The organism is Streptococcus sp. 79 (assembly GCF_013277425.1).
In the GTDB taxonomy this organism is placed as follows: Bacteria; Bacillota; Bacilli; order Lactobacillales; family Streptococcaceae; genus Streptococcus; species Streptococcus pseudopneumoniae.
Genome location: NZ_VMMW01000059.1, coordinates 21,329 through 33,276 on the forward strand (window position 1 = coordinate 21,329; position 11,948 = coordinate 33,276).

At 42.5% G+C, this 11,948-nt stretch carries 12 protein-coding genes; all 12 read right to left on the minus strand.

Annotated elements, in window-relative coordinates; translation table 11 throughout:
* Positions 1–34: 34 nt before the first annotated feature.
* On the minus strand, positions 35–1,285 hold the full coding sequence (locus HT729_RS08645) for a diaminopimelate decarboxylase (protein ID WP_000856497.1): 1,251 nt from the start codon (positions 1,283–1,285) through the stop codon (positions 35–37).
* A gap of 60 nt (positions 1,286–1,345) precedes the next feature.
* Complete coding sequence (purR, locus tag HT729_RS08650) at positions 1,346–2,173, minus strand: pur operon repressor (RefSeq protein ID WP_007284882.1); 828 nt, start codon at positions 2,171–2,173, stop codon at positions 1,346–1,348.
* 262 nt (positions 2,174–2,435) lie between these two features.
* On the minus strand, positions 2,436–3,380 hold the full coding sequence (locus tag HT729_RS08655) for a 3'-5' exoribonuclease YhaM family protein (protein ID WP_000703190.1): 945 nt from the start codon (positions 3,378–3,380) through the stop codon (positions 2,436–2,438).
* A complete protein-coding gene (locus HT729_RS08660; RefSeq protein ID WP_000444772.1) occupies positions 3,370–4,626 on the minus strand; it encodes a DNA recombination protein RmuC in 1,257 nt (418 codons plus the stop codon). The genes HT729_RS08655 and HT729_RS08660 overlap by 11 nt, the downstream gene beginning before the upstream one ends.
* 1 nt (position 4,627) lies before the next feature.
* On the minus strand, positions 4,628–5,290 hold the full coding sequence (locus HT729_RS08665; protein WP_000006131.1) for a thiamine diphosphokinase: 663 nt from the start codon (positions 5,288–5,290) through the stop codon (positions 4,628–4,630).
* Positions 5,253–5,909, minus strand: a complete 657-nt coding sequence (rpe, locus tag HT729_RS08670; RefSeq protein WP_000085007.1) for a ribulose-phosphate 3-epimerase — start codon at positions 5,907–5,909, stop codon at positions 5,253–5,255. Before rpe ends, HT729_RS08665 begins: the two co-directional genes overlap by 38 nt.
* 10 nt (positions 5,910–5,919) lie before the next feature.
* Positions 5,920–6,798, minus strand: a complete 879-nt coding sequence (gene rsgA, locus HT729_RS08675) for a ribosome small subunit-dependent GTPase A (RefSeq protein ID WP_050223232.1) — start codon at positions 6,796–6,798, stop codon at positions 5,920–5,922.
* A 1-nt stretch (position 6,799) separates the two neighbouring features.
* Positions 6,800–7,672: a 16S rRNA (adenine(1518)-N(6)/adenine(1519)-N(6))-dimethyltransferase RsmA gene (rsmA, locus tag HT729_RS08680; RefSeq protein ID WP_172931910.1), complete on the minus strand. Its 873-nt coding sequence runs from the start codon at positions 7,670–7,672 to the stop codon at positions 6,800–6,802.
* Positions 7,673–7,802: 130 nt separating this feature from the next.
* On the minus strand, positions 7,803–8,111 hold the full coding sequence (locus HT729_RS08685; protein WP_000333264.1) for a hypothetical protein: 309 nt from the start codon (positions 8,109–8,111) through the stop codon (positions 7,803–7,805).
* A complete protein-coding gene (locus tag HT729_RS08690) occupies positions 8,104–8,745 on the minus strand; it encodes an ABC transporter ATP-binding protein (protein WP_172931911.1) in 642 nt (213 codons plus the stop codon). Before HT729_RS08690 ends, HT729_RS08685 begins: the two co-directional genes overlap by 8 nt.
* A gap of 1 nt (position 8,746) precedes the next feature.
* The gene (locus HT729_RS08695) at positions 8,747–10,777 is read right to left on the minus strand and encodes a bacteriocin-associated integral membrane family protein (protein ID WP_172931912.1); all 2,031 of its coding nucleotides are present in this window, start codon (positions 10,775–10,777) and stop codon (positions 8,747–8,749) included.
* Between the two features lie 782 nt (positions 10,778–11,559).
* Positions 11,560–11,948 (minus strand): IS630 family transposase (locus tag HT729_RS08700; protein WP_172931913.1); only part of this gene is annotated, 389 nt, incomplete at its 5' end.

The following is an 11,948-nucleotide window of genomic DNA, read 5'->3' on the forward strand; positions in this document are numbered from 1 at the left end:
TGTTTTTCAATTTCATTTTCAATCTATTCTCAGATTATTCTTCAAAATCAAAACCATACAAGGTTGCAAAATAGTCTTCAGGGCGCTCTGCACGGCGGATTTGACGGGCTTTGCCTTCTTCAGTATAAAGGATTTCCGCAGAACGAAGTTTGGCATTGTACTGGTAGCCCATTGAAAAACCGTGGGCACCTGTATCATGAATGACCAGCAAATCACCGATTTCTGTATGAGGCAGTTCGCGATTGACTGCAAATTTATCATTGTTTTCACAGAGTGAGCCAACCACATCTACCGCTTCAGCTGGTCCATCTGGATGGGTCATGTTGCTAATATGGTGATAGGCTCCGTACATAGCTGGACGCATGAGGTTGACTGCTGATGCATCCACACCTAGATAGGTACGGTAGGTTTTCTTCTTATGAGTGACTCTTGTGACTAAAGCACCGTGAGGTGCCAGCATAAAACGACCCAATTCGGTGAAAATCTTGACCTGACCAAGACCTGCTGGCGTAAGAACCTCTTCATACACCTTACGAACTCCCTCACCAATCAAGGCGATATCATTTGGCTCCTGCTCAGGACGATAGTTGACTCCAATACCCCCGGAAAGATTGATAAAGTCTAGTGAAATACCCAGCTTTTCCTTGATTTCAACAGCCAATTCAAAAAGCTGACGCGCCAACTCTGGATAATAGAGATGGGTGACAGTATTGGATGCTAGAAAGGAGTGAATCCCAAAAGTCTTGGCTCCTTTTTCCTTCAAGATGGCAAAGGATTCAAAGAGTTGGTCCTTGGTCATACCAAACTTAGCCTCCCCAGGATTATCCATAATGTCTGTCCCCAGTTCAAAAACGCCTCCAGGATTATAACGACATGAGATGATTTCTGGAATGCCTGCTGCTCGCTCCAAATGTTCAATATCTTCAAAGGCATCCAAGTTAATGATCGCACCCAATTCACGCGCATAGGCATATTCCTTATCTGGCGTATTGTTTGAAGAGAACATAATCTCAGAACCAGGGAAATCCAGTTTATGGCTCATCAAAAGCTCTACGTAACTAGAGCAGTCCACACCACAGCCTTCCTCTTGGATAATTTTCAAAATAGCTGGGGTTGGAGTAGCCTTAACTGCAAAATATTCCTTAAAGCCCTTGTTCCACGAAAAGGCTTGGTTGACGGCTCTTGCCTTCTCACGAATTCCCTTCTCATCATATAAGTGAAAGGGAGTTGGGAACTCGGCTACAATCGCTTCTAAGTCTTCTTTATTAATAAATGGTGTTTTCATAAGTTTCCTTCTATTCTATTTGCAAAGAAAGGCTGGGACAACCGTTCCAACCTTTATCCTTTATTCTTCTGTGTCAAAAATATTACCAATCTCAACATCGATGGCTTGGTTCTTGACATCAATATTGGTTACCTTCAAGAGTGACTTGTATTCAAACTGCTTTTCACGTTCTTCTTGGGCATTGTCCGCAAAGACCGCTACACCTGCCAATTCTGAGTCGAATTCGCGCAAGAGACTAATCATCCCATTGACAGTTCCGCCGCCTTTCAAGAAGTCATCCACAATCAAGACACGGCTACCTGCCTTGAGACTCCGTTTTGAAAGGAACATTTTCTCGATACGGTCACCACTTGAACCGGATACATAGTTGACGCTAACCGTTGAACCTTCGGTAATTTTCAGGTCACGGCGCACAATGACAAAAGGGACATTGAGGACATTGGCAACTGCATTTGCAAGTGGCACACCCTTGGTTGCTACTGTCATAACCGCGTCAATTTTTTGATCCATAAAGCTCTTGGCAATAATGCGACCAATATTTTTCAAGATGGCTGGTGTGCTAAGTAAATCAGACAGGTAGATGTAGCCACCTGGCAAGATACGGTCACTTTCTGACAACTTGGCACGCAAGTCTTCAACCATTTCCTTAGCATCATGGTTTGAGATTGATGGTGTAAAGATAACACCTCCGCCAGCCCCAGTCACAGTCTGGATGTGACCGATTTCGATTTCCTCAAAGGCGCGTTTGATAATGACGATATCTTCTGAGATGGATGATTTAGCAGATTCATACTTTTCAGCAAAAGTATTGAGACTAGTTAGTTTATAAGGATGATTAATCAAATAGTTGGAAATGACAACCATCCGATCACTTCTTCTTAATTTCATTTCTATTTCCTATTCCATTTTTATTCAAAAATCAAAAAGCAAACTAGAAAGCTGATCACTGGTGGTTCAAAACACTGTTTTGAGATTGTCGATAGAACTGACAAATCCCGTAATATACCTGCATATATACATACGACAAGGCGATACTACCCTAGTTTGAAGAGATTTTCGAAGAGTATTCATTTTTGTCTTTTACTTATTATACCATATTCACAGAAAAAAACGAACATTCTTATTCTAAAAAATGTCCATTTTTCTTAAATTATAAATCTAAACCTGGTTTATAGAAGGAACGATTGTCCATAGCGAAGATTTTATTGGTCATCTCTCCTTTATCCACCAAAGCCAGAGCTGTTGACATCATCATCATGCTGGCATCCAGATTGTCAATCATATGGATAATCTCTGCTTCCATAATGCGTGGACGGACTGGGCTTCCATACTCAAGTAAGCCGTGGTGACTGAGGATAACGTGACGAAGCAAAACGACTTCTTCCTTGGTATCATCGATACCGAGTTCCATAACCGTCTTGGTAATTTCGCTATCAATGAGAGCGATATGTCCAAGAAGATTGCCTCGCACTGTATACTCAGTCTGTTCTGGTCCCGTCAACTCGATAACTTTGGCCAAGTCATGCAGCATAATTCCCGCATAGAGCAGGCTCTTATTGAGCCGAGGATAAATATTGCTAATGGCATCTGCCAAGCGCACCATGGTCGCCGTATGATAGGCCAAGCCTGTTTCAAAGGCATGGTGGTTGGTCTTAGCTGCTGGATAGGAGTAGAATTCCTTATCATACTTGGTGTAGAGATTTCGGACAATCCGTTGCCAGACAGGATTTTCAATTTTGAAAATCATTTGCGACATGTAGTCACGAATTTCCTTGATATCAACCGGTGGCTTGACCTTGAAATCAGCTGGGTCATTGGGTTCACCAGCTTGCGGCAGGCGGAGAGTGATTTGATTGACCTGTGGAGTGTTGTTATAAACTTCTCGGCGCCCTTTCATGTAGACAACCCTACCTGCGGTAAAGGCCTCAATGTTATGAGGTTGGGCATCCCAGAGCTTCCCCTCAATCTCACCACTATCATCTTGGAAGGTAAAGGCTAGGTAGTTTTTCCCAGCTCGAGTTTGCCTCAGGTCAGCTGATTTGATTAAGTAAAAACCTTCAAACAGCTCATCTTTTTTCATGTGACTAATCTTCATATTCTTCCTCATTTTCTTGGAAATGGAGTAGATCAAGCGCAGGCTCACCTTCTGACAACTCAATGTGACGGAGCGTCCGCTCGATAGCTGTGGTACGACGGTTTAATAATTCATCAATATTGCCAGAGGCATGTTGGAGATGTTTTTGTGCCTTTACCAGAATACCACCAAACTTGCCAAACTCGGTCTTGACGCTGGCAAGAGTCTTACTGATATGGTCGGCACTCTTTTGGATATTGAGAGTTTTGAATCCAACTGATAGGGAGTTAAGAAGGGCTGATAGGGTACTTGGACCTGCAACAATAATCTGCTCTTCCCGCCTCAAATCATCAAAGAAGACAGGATTGCGGACAATTTCTGAGTAGAGACCTTCTGTCGGGACAAACAAAACTCCAAAATTGGTCGTCCGAGGTGGTGCTATGTACTTGCTCTTAATATCCTTTGCAAAGCGTTTGACGCTGGCTAGGAGCGACTTACGACAGCGTTCGATTTCGTCCTTGTCACCTGCTTCATAGGCTTCTTCTAAGCGATAATAATCTGCCAGTGGAAACTTAGAGTCAATCGGTAAGTAGACATATTCTTGGTCGCCTTGTCCGGGTAACTTGATGGCATACTCCACTCGTTCACTGGAGTTTTCAACTGTTGCGTATTCTCGTTCGTACTGGGCAGGTGTCATAATGTCTTCAATGATTTGCCCCAGTTGCAATTCTCCCAGAATCCCTCGTGTCTTGGTTCCAGAGAGAACCTTGTTGAGGGCGCCGACATCGCGGGCAACTATCTGCATTTCCCCCAGGCCACGATTGACCGACTCCAGTTGTTTGGAAACTGTCTCAAAGGAAGCCTGCAAGCGTGTTTGCAAGGTCTTTTCTAGTTTTTCCTCGACTGTCTGGCGCATTTGTTCCAAACGTTGCTCGTTTGATTCCTGCAAGGCTTGGAGACGTTGGTCGGTCTTATCTCTGGTTTGGAGGAGATTATCTGTCATTTCTTGACGGACTTGCGTCAGACCTTGGTGCAATTCGATTCGCACTTCTTGCAAACGGTCGCTGACAGCTACTTCCAAGTCTTTTTGATCTAACTGCCTGGCTTGTCTGGCTTGTTCAAAACGGTAATCCAACTGGTCTGACAAGTGATCTGCCTGATCCTCCAAGCTCTTGCTGAGATGTTTTTCCTGCTTATCTTGTCTTTGCCAAATCAGAAAGAGGCCAGCTAGGTTGGCAATCAATAATAGAACAAGTAAACTTTCCATCCTACCTCCTGTCCTTACTATGCAGCACGACCACATAGCCATCTGGGCAAGTCACCGAAACTTCCCTATCTATATATTCGTTAGAAGCGTACACTTTTTTAAAGAAAAAATTTTCCTCTGTCAACTCATACTTGGCACCAATAATAGTCAGCTGGCTATCCCGAACTGGCATAAAGGCTAGGTAGTCATAGTCTGAACGAGGTTCTAGCTGACTGGTTCCTTCTGGACAATAGGAAATCAAGTTTTGTCCATCTTCAATCGCTATCTGGCGCATATAGGGCGCCAACTTGGGATTACTAGGCAGAAAGACATTAGCCAGCATATGGTCAATACGACCACCCAAAGCACCGAAAATAGTGACCTGAGCCTGAGGATTTTGCTCAAAGATAGTCAAGAGAGCCAATTCCAAATCAGTATCATCTTTTTCTGGTCGGGCTTGAACAAAATGCTGGGCACGTTTTTGAATCACCTGTCGCTCTTCTTCGGTCACAGAATCAAAATCCCCAACCGCTAGAGCAAGAGGCAAGTCTTCTTCCAAGACCCATAGCGAGCCCCGATCCACACCAACAAAACCATCAAAGTCCGTCCGATAATGACCACGGTCTCCGCCTGCAAAAACGGCAACCCTAGTCCAGTTGTTTTCTGAGAGTTTGTACTCGCTCATTGACATCTCCCTTAAAGACATAGGAACCTGCTACAAAAACGGTCGCACCAGCTTCTTTGGCTTGAGCAATCGTTTTATCATCAATCCCACCATCCACTTCAATCTCAAATTTCAAACCTTTTTCCTGACGAAGAGCAACCAACTCACGGACCTTATCCATGGTCTCTGGTAGAAAGGCTTGCCCACCAAAGCCTGGGTTAACTGTCATGACTAAGACTTGGTCAACTAGGTGAAGGACGTGCTTAATGGCCTCGACAGGCGTACCAGGATTAATGACAACCGAAGGTTTGACACCTAGTAAGCGAATTTTTTGGAGGGCACCATGAATATGAGGCGTTGCTTCCACATGGATGCTGATGATATCCGCACCTGCACGCGCAAAGTCTTCCAGATGATGTTCAGGATTAGCTATCATCAAGTGGCAGTCAAAGACCATCTTACTATGAGGACGAAGGCTCTCGACCACACCTGCACCAAAACTGATTTGTGGCACAAAATGACCATCCATGATATCGATATGGGCATACTCTGCCCCAGTTGCTTCTAGGCGCTTGATTTCACGTTCAAAGTTGGCATAATCTGCTGCCAGAATTGACGGAGCAATCTTGTATTGAGACATAGGTTTCTCCTTATTTTGGAATTTTTTTGCTGACTTTTTTGTAGGTTTCTCTACGATTTTCAATCTCACTGAGGAATTGCAGGTAGTTGTCAAAACGGAAGGGCGCAATGGTACCTTCTTCAACTGCTGGTTTGACAGCACAGGACGGCTCATGGGTATGGGTACAAGTACGGAACTTGCAGTCTCGACTAACACTAGCAATCTCTGGAAAGGCCTGATTAAGGTCTTCCGCCCTTGATACTTCATAGTCCAAGGATGAAAAGCCTGGTGTATCTGCGATTTTACCCCCATTGAGGTTGTAAAAACTAACAGTTCGAGTGGTATGGCGACCGCGCCCCAGACTGTCTGATATTTCTCCTGTTTCAAGGTTGAGGTCCGGTGCGATTTTATTGAGAAGAGTTGACTTTCCAACACCTGTCTGCCCCATAAAGACCGTAACCTTGCCTGTTAACAAAGGCAGGAGTTCCTCTTTACTGGTCACAAAGTCATAGCCGATGTCACCATAAGTCTGTTGGTAAAAATCCAGTTCTCCTCTATCTTCCAACAAATCCATTTTGGAAATATAGACGATGGGATGAATACCCTTGTGCTCCAAAAGAACCAAGAAACGATCCAGCAAATTGCTGTTAAAATCAGGTTCCTTGACGGACATGATTACTACAGCTTGGTCAATATTGACAATGGGCGGACGGATCAGACTGTTTTTCCGTTCGTGAATTTTGAGAATGTAACCCTCTGAATTTTCCTCGGCAGAGAAATCGACCCAGTCCCCAACGTAAGGGGTATGCCCTTTTTTACGAAAATTTCCACGCGCGCGTGTTTGATAGACCTGACCATCACTCTCTACATAGTAGAACCCAGCCAAGGCTTTAATGATTTGTCCTTGCATCTTAGAGTCCTTGCCCTTTAAGTGCATCTGCTAGGCTGGCAAATTCTGCCAAGCTAAGGGCCTCTCCTCGTACACTTGGTGACAAGCCTGCTTGGTCCAAAGCCTTAGTCAGCTTGTCCTTGACCTCTTCAGTCTTACCAAAGTAACCTGTCAAGTTATTCCACAAGGTCTTGCGGCGATGGGTAAAACTTGCCTTAGAAACCTTAAAGAAGAAGTTCTCATCTTCTACTACTACGGCTGGTTCTGGACGACGCACCATTTTCAAAATAGCAGAGTCCACATTTGGCGCTGGCACAAAGACCGTACGAGGTACGATAAAGGCAACCTTAGCAGTCATGTAATACTGCACAGCGATTGACAAACTGCCATATGCCTTGGTATTTGGTTGAGCGGAAATGCGGTCTGCCACTTCTTTTTGCATCATGACGACAAACTCACTAAAAGGAATCCCACTCTCGATTAAGTGCATGAGAATAGGTGTCGTGATGTAGTAAGGCAAATTAGCCACTACCTTGATTGGCAGGTCAGGATTTTTAAAATTTTGGATATGTTGCGCCAAATCGACTTTGAGAATGTCCTCGTTGACTACGGTCACATTGTCAAAATCACGTAGGGTATCTTCCAAAATCGGTACCAAACGGTGGTCGATTTCAAAGGCCATAACTTGAGCTGCACGCTCAGCCAAAAACTCCGTCAAGGCACCAATCCCTGGCCCAATTTCGATAACATTGACCTGGTCATCAATCTCAGCCGTATCCACGATTTTTTGTAGGATATTGGTATCCGTCAAAAAATTTTGCCCGAAGGACTTTTTAAAGGTAAAACCGTGACGCTCCAGCACTGCCTTGGTCACGCTATAATCTGCAATTCTCATCTATTCTCTTTTCTATTATCTGTTACTACTATTGTAACACATTCCCCTTGTATTTTGGGGGTGAAAATCATACCAAAAAACTATCTTTCCTCGTGAAGAAAGATAGTTTTGGAAATATTTAAAAGTGGCCTTAGCGGTTCTCTCGAAACATACGTTCGAAAAAATCAGCTTCTTGATAACTTCGATTTTCAGGTAGGGTCAAATCTACATCCTCCTCCACATCGTCCACTGTCAGTTCAACCGTTTGAGGTAAATTTTTCAAACGATAATGCTTTTGCCTTTGACCTTCAATGCTAGCAAAATCAAGCAAATAGCCATTCACTCGGATTTGAACTAAAAGAAGATGATTGGTCATATTTTCCATGATGAGAATATCTTCTAAACCACCTCTGGCACTAGGATAATCAGATACCCTGCGAATACGGATTTTTTCACACATGAGCAAGCTCCCTCATATCAATGATTTCATCTGCCTTATTCCAGACTAGGAGATTATGGGTCGCAATGATGATGATTCGATTTTCATCTTTCAAGCCCACCAAGAGATTCATAACCTCCTCTGAATTTTCAGGATCAAGAGCTGCTGTTGGTTCATCCGCTAAAATCAAGGGCGGATTTTTCAAAATAGTCTTCGCAAGGGCAACTCGTTGAGCCTCTCCCCCAGATAAGGTATAAATTTTTTGTTCTAGATCCAAATACCCTAGATTAACTTTTTCTAAAGCCTCCACTTGCCTTTCCAAACGTTCTACTTTTGAGATTTTCTGACCAACAAAGCCCAAATCCAAATTCTCTTTGATTGATTGGTTTTCTAAGAGGCCAAAATTTTGAAAGAGATAGCCCATCTGGTCTCGAAAATACTCACGAGTGGGAATGGTTTTTAAATCTTTCCCCTGATAGAGAACCCTTCCTCCATCTATCTTTTCTAGTTTGCCTAAGATATTCAGCAGCGTCGTCTTTCCGCTCCCACTCTTCCCGATTAAGGCATAGACCTTGCCCTTCTCCAGCTTGAGATTTAAGCCAGAGAAAATCGCGCGGTCATTAAATTTCTTTTCCAATCCTTGAATATCAATCATCTTATTTTCCTTTCAATACTGCCATGCTACCAGCTTCTTCTTTTTTGTCCTGCCTTACTAAAATCAACAGAGCGTTAAGCGTAAATAAAGCTACAACTAGAGCGCTAATCAAGCTATCTCCTGTCAAAACACTAGATAAGATTAGGCCAAGCAAGAGAACCCCTCCTTGCGCCAGCAAGTACTTGCCATGAAGCTCATAAATTGTCATACCAGCAAGACATTTAATCATAAGCTCCCGTCTGAACTGCTCAAAATAGAGAAGACTCATGGAATCAAATAACAAGATAGCCGTAGACAGGGTCAAAATCGTCCCAATAAGGAGAGAGTAAAACTCCACCCGTTTGTCATTTAGTACCTTGGCAAAAAATAGCTGGCTTTTTACCAAGTAAGAGACCTTGTGATACAGACCTTGCTCTTTTAGAGCGGTAATGCTGTCTCCATATCGATCTAGTTTCAAGGCACTATTAGCCGTAGTTCCCCACAACATCCCTGCAACAGGTCTTGTTCCAGTCGCTTGCGGCGTTAGAACTACAATAATCGGATCTTTTAGGTACTGACGTGTTGTCTTGTACCCATCATTATAGAGGAAGCGTTCCTGTCCTGTTTCTGTAAAATCTAGCCTTAGCTGTGGGAGGTAGTGTTTCTGACTCGTCACTTCTACACTTTCAGATGAAAATCTTTGCAGGTAATCTGTAAATAATCTTTGATAGTAGACAGACTGCTCTCGCAAGCTCTCAGGCAAAATCAGCCCAAACTCTCCCTCAGACAAGTTTTGCATCTTATCCATAAACTCTGAAGAAACGGTAATCTTTTCTTCTATCAGATAGCGCGGTGAGACATAGATAACATTCCCTGACGGTGTGTAGTCACTGAGACGATTGCCATCTAGGTCCACTTCTGCTCCATCTGAGAAATTGTCAACATTGCTCATAATATAAAAAGAGTCTGTATTGGCTAACCGTTCTTCAGTAAATGTCTGCCACTCACGATTATCCTTACGCATTCCTTCTTCATCGGCAAATGCACTAGACCAACCAAAGGATAGACGGTAACGGTCTGAGGACTGACTCCATTTATCGCTTGCCTTCTCCATCTCCTGCATTTCACGGTAGTGGGGTAGGAGAGTAGTCGCACTCGATCCGACAACCAGCACGGCCAAGAGTTGCCCCACCATCATCAATGTCATCATACGTTTGAGAGGGAGTTTCCCTTTCAATAGATCCACCAGACTATTTTCCTGTAAACCAAATAGATACACGACACTTAGTAAGGTAGAAATCCCTGCCAAGGTCAATCCATAAAGTAGAAGAGCAATGATGACCAGTTGCACCGTTGCCATAAATAAGGCACCTTGATACCAGAGAATCCCCAATCCCAAAAGACTGGATAGCAGCACTGAGCAGATAAGCTGTCTCACATCTTCTAACACTGGTCTAAGAGCCACCCCAAACAAGCTCTCACCAGCGATTAAGCGAATCCCTGCCTGACGAAGGGACTTGATCCGATAAATCAGGGTCAGACTCATAAAGGTCAGCAGAAAAATGGCTAGACTCAGTAGCCCCATTGGGGTAGCAGCCAAGAGGACGACCATCGAAAATGCCTCTGTTCTATTCGAGACAACACCATTATAACCAAGTTCTTGCAGGGCGGTCTGTAAGCTCACTCCATCCAAACTCCCTGACACAATCAAGTAAGACCCTAATAAATCACTCGTTTCTGCACTCTCCTTGGAGGAAATGGTCAAACCTTCTGGAAGCTCTCCCTGACCATAAGTGGCATAGGTAAAGCGTGTTTCTCCAGCTTCATTTGGCTCAACAATCCGACGAGCGATGAGACTATTGTGCTCTACCGCCAAGTGACTCAAAGCCTCTGTCAGTTTTTCTCGATCAGCTACTGATTGGTCTAGCCCAGTACCCATCACATCAACAGAGGGATAGTTACCAAATAAAATCTCTTCTCGATGATCAACGGAATTTATCACCATATAAAGCGATACCAATACCATTGAAATCAAAATAAATAAGCGTTTCATCATTTCCTCCAAAAAGTTACTTGGTCACTTAGTGAGAAGGTGACCACAGTCACCGCCATGTTAAGAAGTTTATTAAGTTCTTTCTACTAGCAACATCTTCAAATATATTATATCCGTTTTTTCAAGAACTATCAAGGACATCAATGTCCTTAAAATCTAATTCTTTCATATTATTTTTAGCTTATATCTAAAAAAACAGTCCTAAAGACGAACTTTAGAACTGTTTCAATGCTAGAACAAGGACATTTTTGTCATTGCTTCACTATGTTTATAAATATTCTTACCCTATTATAAAACGAAGGACACATAAAAAGGTGCCTATTTGATGTACTCTGATTGCAAAATACCACAAAGTAAATTTAACATAATCTCCAATCATTCGTATAAACAATTGTGTGAAACTAATCCGAGAAAAATCAATCACTAGTTGTCAGAGACTTTTTTAGGATTATTGTTTATTACTCGCAAATGGTAAACACGGATTATTCCTACTACTATGAGAACAACTAAATAAGACTGAGTACAGAATTATTTCTTTAAATTATTCGTTTCCTTCTTTATAAAACGGATATGTAACTATTATACCCAAAGTACTAATTATAATTTTAAAGATTGCACCTAAAATATTTAAAGTTGATAAATCAAGTATTCCGTGTATTAGGTATAGTAAACAGAAAAAGAATGGAACATATTTTTTTAATTTTTTCATAGCAACAAAATAAATCCTCCTCTCTCTTTTTTTGAAACCGATTTCTTATATGATAAGAATATCATTTTTATACTCAATTATTTTCAAAAAGCAACCTTGTCCATTGTCTGCTGACAGTGGACTTTAAAACGCTTTTTTCCAGTCCTTGAATAACTTCTTGAAGCTTATCAATGACGGCTTCCAATGTTTGGAAAGCCTTGTTTTTGAAACCTCGTTTTCGAATTTCTTTCCAGACTTGTTCAATAGGGTTCATTTCTGGTGTATAAGGTGGGATAAAAGCCAACTCAATATTACTTGGAATCTCTAAGGTACTTGATTTATGCCATATAGCATTATCCATGACAAGTAAAATATAGTCATCTGGATAAGCTTGTGAGACTTGCCGTAGAAATTCATTGGTCCACTCAGTATTGCATCCTCCAGCAATGAGGAAAAAGGAATCTCCTGTCTGAGCATCTACTG

Coding starts and splice junctions, on each gene's coding strand:
- HT729_RS08690 (WP_172931911.1), bottom strand. CDS start 8,745: ATGATTGATATTCAAGGATTGGAAAAGAAATTTAATGACCGCGCGATT.
- purR (WP_007284882.1), bottom strand. CDS start 2,173: ATGAAATTAAGAAGAAGTGATCGGATGGTTGTCATTTCCAACTATTTG.
- HT729_RS08660 (WP_000444772.1), bottom strand. CDS start 4,626: ATGGAAAGTTTACTTGTTCTATTATTGATTGCCAACCTAGCTGGCCTC.
- rsgA (WP_050223232.1), bottom strand. CDS start 6,798: ATGCAAGGACAAATCATTAAAGCCTTGGCTGGGTTCTACTATGTAGAG.
- HT729_RS08695 (WP_172931912.1), bottom strand. CDS start 10,777: ATGAAACGCTTATTTATTTTGATTTCAATGGTATTGGTATCGCTTTAT.
- HT729_RS08685 (WP_000333264.1), bottom strand. CDS start 8,111: ATGTGTGAAAAAATCCGTATTCGCAGGGTATCTGATTATCCTAGTGCC.
- rsmA (WP_172931910.1), bottom strand. CDS start 7,672: ATGAGAATTGCAGATTATAGCGTGACCAAGGCAGTGCTGGAGCGTCAC.
- rpe (WP_000085007.1), bottom strand. CDS start 5,909: ATGTCTCAATACAAGATTGCTCCGTCAATTCTGGCAGCAGATTATGCC.
- HT729_RS08645 (WP_000856497.1), bottom strand. CDS start 1,285: ATGAAAACACCATTTATTAATAAAGAAGACTTAGAAGCGATTGTAGCC.
- HT729_RS08665 (WP_000006131.1), bottom strand. CDS start 5,290: ATGAGCGAGTACAAACTCTCAGAAAACAACTGGACTAGGGTTGCCGTT.
- HT729_RS08655 (WP_000703190.1), bottom strand. CDS start 3,380: ATGAAGATTAGTCACATGAAAAAAGATGAGCTGTTTGAAGGTTTTTAC.